Below are 13668 nucleotides of genomic sequence, written 5' to 3'. Positions count from 1 at the left end.
GGTCACACCACCCCGAGGTCGCGCAGCTGGGGGATCTGCTCCACGAGCCACGGGCTGAAGGCGAAGGGAGCGCCGATGACGGAGTCGGCGAACTCCGCGGGGTCGACCCATGCCCACTCGGCGACCTCGTCGGGGTCGGGGGAGAGGGGCCCGTCTGCGATCGCGATGTGGACGGGGCAGATCTCGTTCTCGACGATCCCGCTGGCATCGACCGCTCGGTAGCGGTAGTCGGGCAGCACGAGGGAGACATCGGTGAGGCTGAGGCCGAGCTCGTCCTGCGCGCGGCGGTGGACGGCGTCGGTCATGTCCTCTCCCGGACGCGGGTGGCCGCAGAAGCTGTTGGTCCAGACCCCCGGCCACGTGCGCTTCGTCAGAGCTCGTCGAGTCACGAGGAGGCGGCCGTCCCGATCGAAGACGTGACAGGAAAAAGCCAGATGGAGCGGAGTATCGGTGGTGTGCACCGCATCCTTGGCGAACGCTCCGATCGCGACGCCGTCTGCAGAGAGGAGGGTGACCTCATCCAACGGGGAACCTCCTCGATTTTCGCTAGCTTAGCTAATAATCAACATAACACGAAACAATCGTGTGTAGCATGATGGCATGCAGGACGGACCCGACGCCACCCCCCGCGGAAGCGGTGCGTCCGATGTGCTGCCCCGCAAGGAGGCGATGTCGCCGGACGGCCTCGCGCACGCGGCGATCTACGACGTGGAGTCCGCCGATCCGCGGAGCACTCTGATCGACCGGTCCGGGGTCGACCCTGAGGACCTGCGCCAGATCGCGCTCGTCATGGGCGCGCTGGGGGAGCTTCGAGACGCGGAGCAGAAGCTGTCGCTCGCCTCACGGCGCTACATGCGCCTGAATGACACGGACATGCGCGCGCTGCACTACCTGATCGTCTGCGCCAATCGCGGCGCGACGGCCACTCCCGGCGGGATAGCGACGCACCTGGGCATATCGTCGGCGTCGACGACGAAGCTGCTCGACCGCCTCGAGAAGGGTGGGCACATCAGGCGGGCGCCGCATCCGACCGACCGGCGGGCTCTTGCGATCACCATCACCCCGGAGACGCGGCAGGCGGCCATGGAGACGGTGGGCCGCCAGCAGGCCAAGCGCTTCTACTCGGCGGCGCGACTCACTCCGGACGAGCGCGACGTCGTCATCCGGTTCCTGTCTGACATGGCCCAGGAGATCACGCTCCGGGATGAGCCGTGGGCTCAACCCGGAGTCGCGACCTCAGAGTGAGTCAGTGTGCGGCGTTGTACGCCTCGACCACGGGTGCGGGAATGCGCCCGCGCTCGGACAGCGTGTAGCCGTTGTCATTCGCCCACGCCCTGATCGCCGCGACCTCGGGGTTGCGCCCGGGGCGCTTGCGCGGCGCGGCCGACCGCGACGACGCCCCGGAGCCGGCGCGTCGCCCCGCGGAGATGTACGGCTCCAGAGCCGCGCGCAGCTCTTCTGCGTGCGCGGAATTCAGGTCGATCTCATAGGAAGTGCCATTCAGCGAGAAATGAACGGTCTCGCCTTCGCCCACTTCCAGGATGCTTCCGTCGATGTCGTCGACCAGCTGGTGCACAATTCTTCTTGCCATGGGAATGACAGTACCCCTGATAAACGCGTGATGAGAGTTTATTCGTGACCGGGGTCGATCAATTTCAGGCCGACGATGCAGCCGACGAGACCGAGGAGCAGCAGAATCCGCGGCCAGGAGATGTCACTGTCGCCGGTGACCATCGCCCACACGACGGTGAGCGTCGCGCCGATCCCGACCCACACCGCATAGGCGGTGCCGGTGGCGATATCGCGCATCGCGAATGCGAGTCCGAGCATCGAGAGAATCAATCCCCCGGCGAAGATCACACTCGGCCACAGCTTGGTGAATCCCTCTGATTTGCCGAGGGCAGTGGCCCATACTGCTTCCAGGACTCCGGAGACGATGAGCACGATCCACGACATGATGGTCCTTTCGGACCAGTCTTTTCGCTCACCGGGTACTGGTCTGCCTCGTCCGGGGCCGGGGTGCGCCGACCAGCATCCACGATAGCCCTCGGCGCTGGGCAGGGCCTGTGCAGGTCAGGGAAGCAGGCCGGCTCGCCGGGCCTTGGCCACGGCGGCGTGGCGCGTCGACGCGTCGAGCTTCGACATCGCCGTGCCGAGATATGCCTTGACGGTGCCCTCGCGAAGGCCCAGCTGGCCCCCGATCTCGGCATTCGTCGCCCCGAGGGCGGCGCAGGCGAGCACATCGGTCTCGCGACGGGAGAGATGAACGGTCGGGATCGGCCCTGTGGCGGTGGAGACCGAGCCCTCCGCGAGTGTCACGAGGCGCTGCTCGACCTGTGCGATGCGCGCGCGCAGGTCGGTGTCGTCGACGGACGCCGCGATACTGCGGAGCTCGGCGAAGCTCTCGCGCAGCTCTTCGCGATGCCGCGGCGCGACGGATGCGGATGCCGGCGTCACGGAACGAAGACGCCGCTCCACCTCGTCGCGGACGCGGAGCTCCTCAGCGACCGACTGCGCGACCTGCATCGCCGGGGCCGTCGTCACGCCGCCCACCGGCGTCCTGTCCCAGGCTCCCGCGTAGAGGACCCCGCGGGGACGACCGCTCACCACGATCGGCAGAGCCAGCAGCGTCCTGAGACCCTCGCCGAGCACGAACACGTCGTAGTCGTGCGTGATCTGCTGCGATGACCCGTAGTCGCTGGTCATGCGAGGACGCAGCTCCATCATCGCCCGTCCGCCGAGGCCGCGCTCGGGTCTGACCCGCAGTCCGTCGAGACTGTGCGTGCGGTTGCCGACGATGCTCGTCACGCTGACCACGCCCTCGTCGATCAGACCTCCGAAGGCGACGGGAAACCGGGTGCGCTGCGCGAGCTCGCGCACTGCTCTGGCGACGAGCTCGGTCTCTGATTCCATCTCGGTGGAGGTGTTCACGACTACCTACTTTCGGGGGTGACGGCGCTGTTCCCCGTTTCGTAGCGTCGACCCTATCATTCGCCTGGCAGTCCAGCGCGAGCCGCAGCACATGAGGCAAGGAGGCCCCATGACCGACCATTCGACGGCAGATTCGCCGGGAGCGATCGATTACATCGCTGTCGAGGAATCACCACGATTCCGCGAGCTGAAGAAGACGCAGCGATCGTTCATCTTCCCGCTCGCGGCGTTCTTCCTCATCTGGTATTTCGTCTATGTCCTGCTCGCCGCGTTCGCGACCGATTTCATGTCGCAGAGGGTGTGGGGCGATATCACCGTCGGACTGCTCATGGGGCTGGGGCAATTCGTCACCACCTTCGCGATCACGATGGGCTACGTCGCATTCGCGAATCGCAGACTCGATCCGATAGCCACCGAGATCCGTGAAGAACTCGAGAAGGCGCAGGCTGACGCATGAACCGCATCCACGCCGCCGCCGCGGAGCTCGCGGTGGAGAGTAATCCTGTTCTCAACATCTCGATCTTCGTCGCATTCGTCGCGGTGACGCTGTTCATCGTCATCCGGGCGAGCCGGAACAACAAGACGGCGGCGGATTACTATGCCGCCGGCCGATCGTTCACTGGTCCGCAGAACGGTTTCGCGATCGCCGGCGACTACCTGTCTGCCGCGTCGTTCCTGGGGATCTGCGGTGCGATCGCCATCAACGGCTACGACGGCTTCCTGTATTCGATCGGATTCCTCGTCGCGTGGCTCGTCGCCCTGCTCCTCGTCGCTGAGCTGATGCGCAACACGGGCAAGTTCACGATGGCGGACGTCCTGTCGTTCCGCCTCAAGCAGCGGCCCGTGCGCATGGCGGCGGCGATCACGACGCTCGCGGTGTGCTTCTTCTACCTGCTCGCGCAGATGGCGGGCGCCGGCGGTCTGGTCTCCCTGCTGCTCGGGATCGACGGCCGCCTCGGTCAGTCGATCGTGATCGCCGTGGTCGGCGTGCTGATGATCGTCTACGTGCTCATCGGCGGCATGAAGGGCACGACCTGGGTGCAGATCGTCAAGGCGTTCCTGCTCATCGGCGGTGCGATCGCGATGACGATCTGGGTGCTGGCGATCAACGGATTCAGCCTCAACACGCTGCTGGAGGCGGCCGTCGCGAACTCCGACAAGGGCGACGCGATCCTCGCGCCGGGACTGCAGTACGGGGCGAACCCCTGGGACTTCGTCTCTCTCGGCATGGCTCTCGTGCTCGGAACCGCGGGGCTGCCTCACGTGCTGATGCGCTTCTACACGGTTCCCACGGCCAAGGAGGCTCGTCGTTCGGTGGTGTGGGCGATCTGGCTCATCGGCGGCTTCTACCTGCTGACGCTGGTGCTCGGCTACGGAGCGGGAGCGCTCGTCGGCGCAGATGTGATCGCGGCGGCACCCGGCGGGCCGAACTCGGCCGCTCCGCTGCTGGCCCTGTACCTCGGAGGCCCGGTGCTCCTCGGCTTCATCTCGGCGGTCGCCTTCGCGACCATCCTCGCCGTGGTGGCCGGACTCACGATCACGGCGGCCGCGTCGTTCGCTCACGACATCTATGCGAACGTGATCCAGAAGGGACGCAAGGACTCGTCCGGACGCCCCGTGGAGCCCGACCCCAACGGGGAGGTGCGCGTCGCGCGGCGCACGGTGGTCGTGATCGGCATCCTCGCGATCGTCGGCGGCATCGGCGCACAGGGACAGAACATCGCCTTCCTGGTGGCGCTCGCCTTCGCGGTCGCAGCCTCGGCGAATCTGCCGACGATCCTCTACTCGCTGTTCTGGCGACGCTTCAACACGCGCGGTGCAGTCTGGAGCATGTACGGCGGCCTCGCAGCGGCGATCATCCTGATCATCCTGTCGCCGGTGTTCTCCGGGTCGCCGACATCGATGATCCCCGGGATCGACATCGTGCTGTGGCCGATGAACAACCCGGGCATCGTGTCGATACCTCTCGGCTTCTTCCTCGGCTGGCTCGGGACAGTCACGAGCCGGACCTCGGAGTCCCCGCTCCTGGCAGCCGAGATGGAGGTGCGCTCGCTGACCGGGTTCGGGGCGGAGAAAGCCGTCGACCACTGATCGGGCGTCGACGCGAACGGGGACCCCGGCGGCCTACTCGTCGGGGTCCCCGTCGTGTGCGGTCAGCGGTGTGACTCGAGGTCGAGAAGGAACCTCTTGCGCTCGGGATGCGCACCGTACTGTCCCGCCGTGCCGTCCGACCGCACCACGCGGTGGACGGGGACGATGATCGAGAAAGGCGTGAGTCGGCACGCGGTGCCGACCGCGCGTGCTGCTCCGGGGCGTCCGGCGAGCACGGCCACCTCGCCGTAGCTCATCGTCTCTCCCCATTCGATTGTGCTGATGGTCTGCAGCGCCGTGCGCGCGAACCCGCCGATCAGACGCCAATCGAGGGTGATGTGATCGTGGAAGCGCACCGGTGAGCCGTCGAAGTACTCATCGAGGAGCGCGGTGACCTCGTCTGCCGCGCCTGGGTCGGGTGCTGGAAGAGCCTGGAGCTGGGCGGCGACGTCCTCGAGGAGCCAGGGGACCGAGGGATCATCTGACTCCGAGAGGTCGAATCGGACGAGACCCTCATCGGAGAACACCGCGAGGGCGTCTCCGAACGGAGTCGGTGCGAAGTCATAGCGGAAGGTCATGACTCCATCCTGTCTGCAGCGGTGGCGTGGGGGCCGCGCCGCGAGCGTGACCGGGGGAGACCACGCTGACTGCGCGCTCGGGTGCAGAAGCAGTCCGGCAACCCGCGGAACGCCGTCGAGCGGGCGGAAATACGGTGAAACCCGCCCGGGATACCGCCTGCAGGGCGAGGCGCGCTTAGTGTGTGAGGTGTGTGGCGACGTGAAGGCAAGGCTGCGGATGACGCGGCGACCGATGCCGCAGTGACCCTCGGCGACACGCACGAGTCGGTGTCCGGTCTCGGCATCGCGCATGCGGCAGAGGCCGAGCGCACGCGGCTGCGTGCGGAAGCCGCTGACCTCGGCGGCTCGTCGCCGCTGGTGAACTTCCGCGACACGGTCGAGTCCAGCATCGACATCTCGAAGGCCCACCCCGGCAGCCTTCCTCAGTTCATCACGGGCAAGTCGACCCTGCTGTCGAACCTGTACCGCGACGAGGTCGGTCTGCGCACGGCGCGGCTCGCCGCCGAGCGGATCACGGCCAAGAACACCGAGCTGCGCACGGTTCGAGGCATCGAGGCCGTGCACCTCGCGGTCGGAGTCGCGGGCTGGCGCATCGGCGGCGCCGACTTCGCGGCGCCCGTGCTGCTCCGCCCGCTCGCGATCCGTCGGCACCACTCCGACTTCGAACTCAAGCTGCAGGGCGCATTCGAGGTGAACCCCGAGCTCGTGCGCATCGCGCGGGAGCACTTCGGCATCACGATCGACGCCGCGGCACTCGCCTCCCTCGCCTACGACGGGGGGATCTTCAAGCCGCAGCCCGTGATCGACAGCCTCCGAGCCACGACTCGGTCGATCGACACCTTCACGGTGCTGCCGCGGTTGGTCGTCTCGACCTTCGCAGATGTGGGCGGGGCGATGTCCCGCGACGGCGGAGGCCTCGACCACATCGTGCTCAACGCCCTGGCCGGCCACGTCGGCGACCGCGAGCAGGTCTCGGCTCGACGGCCCGCGCCGCACCACACCGGACCGGACGACCGGGCGCCGGCATCCGACAACCTGCTGCTCGATGCGGATGCCGAGCAGGAGGCGCTCCTCGCTCGGATCGGGGCCGGCCACTCGCTCACCGTCGCGACCCTCCCCGGCACCGGCGGCACGCAGACCGTGATCAACGCGCTGGGCGAACTCGTGCGGGCCGGCAAGAGGGTGCTGGTCGTCTCGGCTCGGCGTTCGACGCTCGACGGCGTGCGACACCGCCTCGCCGGCATCGGTCTCGACAGCCTGGCCGTCTCGCCTGCGACCGTGCGGCGCGACCTCGTCCGCGCGATCGGCCGGAACGAGAAGGCCACCGCTCCGAAGGTCAGCGATGTCGACGACGCGCTGGTGCGTCTGCGCACGGTGCTCAGGGACTACCGCAGCGCGCTCACCGCTCCGGTCGCCGGGACGAACTCGTCGGTGCTCGACGCCACCCGCCACCTCACGAGGCTCGCCTCCCTGCCCACACCGCCGTCGACCTCAGCGCGACTCAGCGCCGAGACCCTCCGCCGTCTCGCCGACGATCGATCCTCGGCGGCTGCGGCGCTCGCGCAGGCGGCGCGTCTGGGGGAGTTCCGCTTCGGACCGGACGACTCGCCCTGGTACGGCGTCACGTTCTCGAGCACGGATGCGGCGAAGTCGGCGCATCAGCTGGCAGCCCGACTGCACTCCGACAGCGTGCCGGCGCTGCTCGAGCGGGGTTACGCTCTCATCGCCCAGACGCACATGCGACCGTTCTCGACGATCGATGAGCTCGGCGAGTACCTGAGGCTCCTGCAGGGCATCCGCGATTCTCTCGACCGTTTCAGCCCCACCGTCTTCGAGCGTCCGCTGGGTGAGCTGATCCAGGCCCACGGCTCCCGCCGCGATGCGCCGGCGATGTCCGGAGCGAACCGGCGCCGGCTGCGTCGTCTCGCCAAGGAGTACGTGCGCCCCGGCGTGCACGTCACCGAGATGCACGAGTCGCTCCTGCGCATCCAGGCGCAGCGCACGCAGTGGCAGCGGTTCGTGGAGGCCGGCGTGGCGCCGGAGGTTCCTCTCGGGCTCGCCGACGTCCACTCGTCGTGGCAGCGCGTCACGGCCGAGCTCGCCGAGCTCGACGTCGCACTCGGCCGCAGGGAGCCGCTCTCGACGCTCCCGGTCGCCCGGCTCGTGCGCACCCTCGCGGGGCTCGCCGCGAAGTCCGACGTCTTCGACAACCTGGTCGAGCGGGCGCAGCTGCGCGATCGACTGGCCGATCTCGGTCTCGAGCCGCTGCTCGCAGAGCTGTCGGTCCGCCATGTCTCCGAGTCCCGCGTAGGCGATGAGCTGGAGTTCGCCTGGTGGCAGACGCTGCTCGAGCGGGCACTGCAGGAGGACCGGGCTCTTCTCGGGGCGAACACCGCGGTGGTCGACCGGCTCGAGCGGGACTTCCGCCTCGTGGACGAGGCGCACGCCGCGATGGCCGGGCCACTGCTCGCGTGGCAGCTCGCGAACCAGTGGAAGATCGCCATCGTCGATGAGCCGCAGGAGTCGCAGAACCTGAGGCGTGCCCTCAAGCAACCGGCGACGACGACCGCCGAGATCGTGAGCTCCGCCCCCACCCTCGTCGGCGTGCTGGCCCCCGTGTGGATCTCGTCTCCCTACCTGGTGCCGCAGATCCCCGACTCGGTCGAGTTCGACACTGTCCTCCTCGTCGACGCGGCCGCCATCAACCTCGCCGAGGCAGCCCCCGCGATCCGCCGCGCGCGTCAGGTCGTCGCTTTCGGCGACCCGGTCACGCAGCTGCCGACGGCCTTCCACGTCGCCGTCGACCCCGGTCCCGACTGGGAGCACGAAGTGCCCTTCGACTCGGTGTCGGTGTTCGAGCGGCTCTCGGAGCTGCTGCCGGTGATGACCCTCACCCGCAGCTATCGCGCCGGTGGCGAAGACCTCGCCGAGCTCATCAACGACGCGTTCTACGGCGGCGAGATCGTCTCGCTGCCCTGGGCGGGTTCGTACCTGGGCAGGGGAAGCCTCACCGTCGACTATGTCGAAGGCGGCACCGGAGCGCCCGACCCCGTGTCCGGTGCGGTGGAGAGTCCCGAGGCCGAGGTCGCGCGGGTCGTCACACTGGTTGTGGAGCACGCCGTGCACCGCCCCGATGAGTCGCTCATGGTGGTCACCGCGAGCAGGCGTCACGCCGAGCGCGTGCGGGCCGCCGTCACCTCGGCATTCGCCGGGCGTTCGGACGTCGCCGACTTCGTCGGTCGCGACACAGCCGAGCCCTTCGCGGTGCTCACTCTCGAGGAGTCGGTGGCCGAGAGTCGCGACCGTGTGATCTTCTCGCTCGGCTACGGGCTGACCAAGCACGGCCGAGTGCTCAGCGACTTCGGCGACCTGTCCACGCCGGACGGCGAACGGCTGCTGACGGTCGGGATGACGCGCGCCCGCCGGTCGATGGTGATCGTCTCGTCGATCCGGCCCTCGTCGTTCGACGACGGTCGTCTCGAATTCGGCGCCGCCACGCTGATGTCCATCCTCGGAGGCCTCGCCACCCGTGGACGCGACGCACGCCTGGAGGATCTCGCCGATCCGCTGACGCTCGCCCTCGCACGGGAGCTGCGTCGCCTCGGTGCGGCCGTGGACGTCGACTACCGCGGTCTGCTGCCGCTCGTCGCTCAGCACAACGGCAAGGCCGTGGTCATCGAGTCGGACCCGGAGTCGCGCGGAGAGTCTCTGCGCGAGGCTCTTCGGCTGCGACCGAACGTGCTCCGCCGCCTCGGCTGGCACTACGTGCGGGTGCACGCATTCGACCTGTACAGCGACCCCGTGACGGCCGCGACGCGCATCGCGGGGGTCCTGGGCATCTCGGCATCCGCGGCGCGAGCCGACGACGACACCCAGCCGATCGATCTCATCGACCCGCACGATGGCTGATCAGCCGGACGCCGGCGCTCCGCGACAGAAGGTCGAGCGGGTCGCGGGATCGCGCCGCGCCCGTCTGACTCCGGTGCCGGGCACCGACACCGACCCGGAGCGGGTCGTGCGAGAGCCCCAGCGCTCGAAGGGCCCGAAAGGCCCCAACGACGACCGGTTGATACAGGACGTGCCTCCGCACTACTGAGCACCGGTACGCGGGAACGCACGGGGGAGACGACGAAGCGCACGGCCCGAACCGGACCGTGCGCTTCGCTGCGAGAAGACGTCGCGTCAGCTGCGCGTGCCGTTCTTCGCGAGCAGATCGCGGATCTCGACGAGCAGCTCGGCCTCGGTCGCTGCGGCCGGCTCCTCCTCGGGCTGCTCGGCCGCGGTGCCCTTGCGTGCCTCGACGTGCGCCTTGAACGTGTTCATCGGCAGGACGAAGACGAAGTACACGACCACGGCCACCGACAGGAAGCTGATGATCGCCGAGATGAGGTCGCCGATCGGGAACGTCACCAGCTCGCCGTAGATGCTGGGCACCTGCGGTCCGAAGTTGCCTGCCGCGTCGGCCTTGAAGAACAGCGAGACGAGCGGCGTGATGATGCTGTTCACCACAGCGGTGACGATCGCGGTGAACGCGGTGCCGATGACGACCGCGACCGCGAGGTCGATCACGTTGCCGCGGAGGATGAAGTCCTTGAAGCCTTTGAGCATGGATGCCTCCGAAGAGTCGATGGGTCAGGAAGACGCGGCGCTGGTCGACGCGGGTGCCGGGGTGGTGCTCTTGGCCGGCTCCGCCTTCGATGATGCCGGGGTCGAGGCGGAAGTGCCGGAGCCCCCGCGCGAGTCGGTGCGATAGAAGCCGGATCCGTTGAAGGTCACGCCGATCGATCCGTACTGCTTGCGCAGCTCGCCGCCGCATTCGGGGCAGACCGTGAGGGCGTCGTCGGAGAAGCTCTGCACGGCGTCGAAGGCGTGGCCGCACGCACGGCAGGCATAGGCATAGGTGGGCATTGCGATCCTCGCGGGTCAGCGTCGCGTGGGCGACAGGTGGAGGGTCTGCGTGGGAGTCACGATGCCGGTGACCGGCTGATCGTGAACCTCCCTCGGCAGGACGTCGAGTACCTCGGAATCATAGATGACGGCGTAGACGGGAGGGCACTTCTCCATCGATCCGATGGTCTTGTCGAAGTACCCGCGGCCCCAGCCCATGCGCATCCCCGTGCGGTCGACGGCCGCCGCGGGGATCACCATCAGGTCGACGTCGTTGACGGCGATCGGGCCGAGCACCTCACCGGTCGGCTCGGGGAGACCGAAGAGGCCCTCCGCGACGTCGTCGTCGTCGGTGGCCACCGCCCAGTCCAGAAGGCCGTCGGCACGCGTCACGGGAAGCAGCACCCGGATGCCGCGGCGCACCGCGCCGGTGACGAACTCCCTCGTGCCCGGTTCGGTCGTGGTGGAGAGGAAGCAGGAGATCGACCGCGCTCCGAGCACGTCGACCAGCTCATCGAGGCGCTGCGTGATGGCGGATGCCGCGGCCTCCCGCTGCGAGTCGCTCAGCAGCTGGCGGCGTTCGCGGAGCTCTGCGCGAAGTGCGCGCTTCTCATGCTCGACGTCGTGGGACATGGCTCCGAGTCTACGGCGGCATCCCCACTAGGCTGGGTGGATGGGTATACGGAAGATGAAGGCTGTCATTCCCGCCGCCGGTCTGGGAACGCGTTTCCTGCCGGCGACGAAGGCGATGCCGAAGGAGATGCTGCCGGTCGTCGACAAGCCGGCGATCCAGTACGTCGTCGAAGAGGCCGCGAGTGCCGGGATCGACGACATCCTCGTCATCATCGGTCGCAACAAGAACGCCATCTCCAACCACTTCGACTCGGTCCCCGAGCTCGAGGTGAAGCTGATGGAGAAGGGCGACACCGGTCGTCTCGAGCGGGTCATCCACTCGAGTGACCTCGCCGACATCCACTTCGTCCGTCAGGGTGAGCCCAAGGGTCTCGGCCACGCGGTGCTGCGTTCGCGTACGCACGTCGGCGACAGCTCCTTCGCGGTGCTCCTCGGCGACGACCTCATCGACGAGCGCGACCAGCTGCTGACCGCGATGATCGCCGAGCACGAGCGCAGCGGCGCCGCTGTCATCGCGCTCATGGAGGTCGACCCCGCGAGCATCCACATGTACGGCGCCGCCGCCGTCGAGGACATCGAGGGATCGGATGCCGTGCGCGTGACCGACCTCGTCGAGAAGCCCGCGCCCGAGGACGCGCCGTCGAACCTGGCGATCATCGGCCGCTACGTCCTGCCCGCCTCGATCTTCGAGGTGCTCGAGCGCACCGAACCGGGCAAGGGCGGCGAGATCCAGCTGACCGACGCGCTGCAGGAGCTGGCGACCAGCGCGGACGGCCCCGGAGTGGTGGGCGTGATCTTCCGTGGACGCCGGTATGACACCGGTGATCGCGTCGACTACATCAAGGCGATCGTCCAGCTCGCCTCCGACCGCGACGACCTCGGCCCCGAGCTGCGGCCGTGGCTCAAGGAGTTCGCGGAACGCCTCTAGGCGTCGACGCGGCGGGAGCGCGCGGATGGATCAGGCGACGGGGATGCGACACGGTCCCATCGAGCTGCGCCTCGTGCGCTCCCGAGACGCGAGGGCTCTGCAGCACGAGCTGTTGAGCAACCGCTCCTGGCTGCAGCCCTGGGAGGCCACCGTCCCCTACGGCTCCGTCTCGTTCGACATGCGACTCAGCATCCGCCGTCTGCTGCAGCAGTACCGCGACGGCGCGGGCTACCCCTTCGTCATGGAGTACGAGGGCGAGATCGCCGGACAGCTCAACGTGTGGGGGGTCTCCCGGGGGTCGCTGTGCTCGGCGACCATCGGCTACTGGGTGAGCGAGCGCTTCGCGGGCAAGGGCATCACGCCCACCGCCGTCGCGCTCGCGACCGACGCCTGCTTCACCGAGTACGCCCTGCACCGTATGGAGATCTGCATCCGGCCCGAGAACGTCGCGAGCCTGAGGGTCGTGCAGAAGCTCGGCTTCCGCTACGAGGGGCTGAGGCGCCGATACATCCACATCGACGGCGACTGGCGGGATCACTACGCGTTCGCCCTTACGCGCGAGGACGTGCCGCAGGGAGTGCTCGCGCGGTGGCTCAACGGCGAGGTTCCGCCGGACGCCGCTACGATCCCTCCGTCGGACCGTTTCGCCCTCTGACACGCCGCTCACGTCAGAACTCGTCGCGACACACGCTCTGACTGAGCGTCGTGACCATCGATGTTCCCGTACCGTTGTCGACATGGACGGGCCGGTGCTGAGTGGGGGAGTGATAGTCCTCGTCGCTGCGCTCCTGTGGATGCTCTACCTGCTGCCGTCGTGGCGCGGACGTTTTCAGTACGACGCCGCAGAGCGCAACGCCGTCAGGCTGAACCAGGCCCTTCGGGTCTTGGCCGAGACCAGCGAGACTCCCAGCGAAGTGCGGCTCGAACTCAACGCACGGACTGCTCTCGCGCAGCAGAAGCTCGCGAAGCGTCTGCAGTCCGAGAAGGAAGCCGCTGAGCTCATGAAGCTCCGCGAAGAGCTCGCGGCCACGAGGGCTGATCCCGTCATCCGGCAGGCGCGGGCTCGTCGCCGGGTGCGCGTCGTCGCCACGTCGACTCTTCTCGTCGGTCTCGTCATCACCGGGATCGGCGTGTGGCAGCTGATCGCCGTTCAGGCGCAGCTGCTGCTGTGGGTCGGTGGCGCGGTCATCGTCGTCGCAGGCTTCGCTCTGCAGCGGATGGCGGCTGTCGCCGCTCGGGCTGCCCGGCGTTCGGTGCGCATCGTCGAACAGCCCGTGCAGCGCGTCGAGCCCGAACTGCACGACCAGGGACCGGCGACATGGACACCGCGTCGGCTGCCCGAGCCGCTCGTGTCGGTCGCAGGATCTCGTGCGCAGGTGGCACGGGCGGAGCTGGACGCGCAGGAGAAGCGCCGCGCTGCGGCGCGTCTCGCGGAGCTCCGTGAGCGCGCGGAACGCATGGCCCCCGCCGCGCCCGTGCGGATTCCGGTGGCCGCGCAGGCAGCAGCATCTCCGTTCGCGACGATGGGCTACGTCGACGACGCCGAGATCGAGGCGCATGTCCGCGACCTGCTCGCGAAGCGCGCGGCCGGCTGATCCGCGCGGCGCGAGAGGGCCGTCG

16 protein-coding genes and 1 riboswitch are annotated in these 13668 nt (G+C 68.4%); of the genes, 8 read left to right on the top strand and 8 right to left on the bottom strand.

Features of this window, described 5'->3' with window-relative positions; all coding sequences use genetic code 11:
- Window positions 1–2: 2 nt before the first annotated feature.
- Window positions 3–524 (bottom strand): isopentenyl-diphosphate Delta-isomerase, encoded by a 522-nt coding sequence (gene idi / locus AB0N61_RS01230; protein WP_363361168.1) that lies wholly within the window; start codon window positions 522–524, stop codon window positions 3–5.
- Window positions 525–669: 145 nt separating this feature from the next.
- Between idi and AB0N61_RS01225 the strand changes: the two genes are divergently transcribed.
- Window positions 670–1245: a MarR family transcriptional regulator gene (locus tag AB0N61_RS01225; RefSeq protein ID WP_363362030.1), complete on the top strand. Its 576-nt coding sequence runs from the start codon at window positions 670–672 to the stop codon at window positions 1243–1245.
- A 1-nt stretch (window position 1246) separates the two neighbouring features.
- Here AB0N61_RS01225 and AB0N61_RS01220 read toward each other — a convergent pair whose 3' ends face one another.
- From AB0N61_RS01220 to AB0N61_RS01210, 3 genes are all read right to left on the bottom strand, one after another.
- On the bottom strand, window positions 1247–1591 hold the full coding sequence (locus AB0N61_RS01220) for an Lsr2 family protein (RefSeq protein WP_167947895.1): 345 nt from the start codon (window positions 1589–1591) through the stop codon (window positions 1247–1249).
- Between the two features lie 38 nt (window positions 1592–1629).
- Entirely contained in the window at window positions 1630–1956 is a 327-nt protein-coding gene (locus AB0N61_RS01215; RefSeq protein WP_363361166.1) for a multidrug efflux SMR transporter, read from the bottom strand.
- 10 nt (window positions 1957–1966) lie between these two features.
- Window positions 1967–2034, bottom strand: a riboswitch (guanidine-III (ykkC-III) riboswitch).
- A gap of 39 nt (window positions 2035–2073) precedes the next feature.
- Window positions 2074–2931: a LuxR C-terminal-related transcriptional regulator gene (locus AB0N61_RS01210; protein WP_363361164.1), complete on the bottom strand. Its 858-nt coding sequence runs from the start codon at window positions 2929–2931 to the stop codon at window positions 2074–2076.
- A 109-nt stretch (window positions 2932–3040) separates the two neighbouring features.
- On the opposite strand from AB0N61_RS01210, the gene AB0N61_RS01205 reads away from it, so the two are divergent.
- Window positions 3041–3388: a DUF485 domain-containing protein gene (locus tag AB0N61_RS01205; RefSeq protein ID WP_363361163.1), complete on the top strand. Its 348-nt coding sequence runs from the start codon at window positions 3041–3043 to the stop codon at window positions 3386–3388.
- The gene (locus AB0N61_RS01200; protein WP_363361160.1) at window positions 3385–5022 is read left to right on the top strand and encodes a cation acetate symporter; all 1638 of its coding nucleotides are present in this window, start codon (window positions 3385–3387) and stop codon (window positions 5020–5022) included. The genes AB0N61_RS01205 and AB0N61_RS01200 overlap by 4 nt, the downstream gene beginning before the upstream one ends.
- Window positions 5023–5084: 62 nt before the next feature.
- On the opposite strand, the gene AB0N61_RS01195 is transcribed toward AB0N61_RS01200, so the two are convergent.
- Window positions 5085–5600 (bottom strand): methylated-DNA--[protein]-cysteine S-methyltransferase, encoded by a 516-nt coding sequence (locus tag AB0N61_RS01195; RefSeq protein WP_363361158.1) that lies wholly within the window; start codon window positions 5598–5600, stop codon window positions 5085–5087.
- A 240-nt stretch (window positions 5601–5840) separates the two neighbouring features.
- Between AB0N61_RS01195 and AB0N61_RS01190 the strand changes: the two genes are divergently transcribed.
- Window positions 5841–9509 (top strand): AAA family ATPase, encoded by a 3669-nt coding sequence (locus AB0N61_RS01190; RefSeq protein ID WP_363362029.1) that lies wholly within the window; start codon window positions 5841–5843, stop codon window positions 9507–9509.
- Window positions 9502–9696, top strand: a complete 195-nt coding sequence (locus AB0N61_RS01185; protein WP_167947888.1) for a hypothetical protein — start codon at window positions 9502–9504, stop codon at window positions 9694–9696. The genes AB0N61_RS01190 and AB0N61_RS01185 overlap by 8 nt, the downstream gene beginning before the upstream one ends.
- 86 nt (window positions 9697–9782) lie before the next feature.
- Here AB0N61_RS01185 and mscL read toward each other — a convergent pair whose 3' ends face one another.
- The 3 genes from mscL to AB0N61_RS01170 are packed head-to-tail and all read right to left on the bottom strand — an operon-like array spanning window position 9783 to window position 11120.
- Complete coding sequence (gene mscL, locus AB0N61_RS01180; RefSeq protein ID WP_363361156.1) at window positions 9783–10208, bottom strand: large conductance mechanosensitive channel protein MscL; 426 nt, start codon at window positions 10206–10208, stop codon at window positions 9783–9785.
- Window positions 10209–10232: 24 nt separating this feature from the next.
- Window positions 10233–10508 carry an FmdB family zinc ribbon protein gene (locus tag AB0N61_RS01175; protein WP_167947886.1) on the bottom strand — a complete coding sequence of 92 codons (276 nt, stop codon included), beginning with the start codon at window positions 10506–10508 and terminating at the stop codon, window positions 10233–10235.
- Window positions 10509–10523: 15 nt separating this feature from the next.
- The gene (locus AB0N61_RS01170; protein WP_363361155.1) at window positions 10524–11120 is read right to left on the bottom strand and encodes a 5-formyltetrahydrofolate cyclo-ligase; all 597 of its coding nucleotides are present in this window, start codon (window positions 11118–11120) and stop codon (window positions 10524–10526) included.
- Between the two features lie 40 nt (window positions 11121–11160).
- Between AB0N61_RS01170 and galU the strand changes: the two genes are divergently transcribed.
- The 3 genes from galU to AB0N61_RS01155 all read left to right on the top strand — a co-directional run bounded on the left by galU (window position 11161) and on the right by AB0N61_RS01155 (window position 13643).
- Window positions 11161–12048 carry a UTP--glucose-1-phosphate uridylyltransferase GalU gene (galU, locus tag AB0N61_RS01165; RefSeq protein WP_167947884.1) on the top strand — a complete coding sequence of 296 codons (888 nt, stop codon included), beginning with the start codon at window positions 11161–11163 and terminating at the stop codon, window positions 12046–12048.
- A 43-nt stretch (window positions 12049–12091) separates the two neighbouring features.
- A complete protein-coding gene (locus AB0N61_RS01160) occupies window positions 12092–12703 on the top strand; it encodes a GNAT family protein (protein WP_167947883.1) in 612 nt (203 codons plus the stop codon).
- Between the two features lie 82 nt (window positions 12704–12785).
- Window positions 12786–13643 (top strand): hypothetical protein, encoded by an 858-nt coding sequence (locus tag AB0N61_RS01155; RefSeq protein WP_363361153.1) that lies wholly within the window; start codon window positions 12786–12788, stop codon window positions 13641–13643.
- The last annotated feature ends 25 nt before the right edge of the window (window positions 13644–13668 follow it).

Source organism: Microbacterium sp. NPDC089320 (assembly GCF_040684875.1).
Lineage (GTDB): Bacteria > Actinomycetota > Actinomycetes > Actinomycetales > Microbacteriaceae > Microbacterium.
Note: the sequence above shows the minus strand (reverse complement) of the source record. Positions and strands in the feature narration are given on the sequence as shown.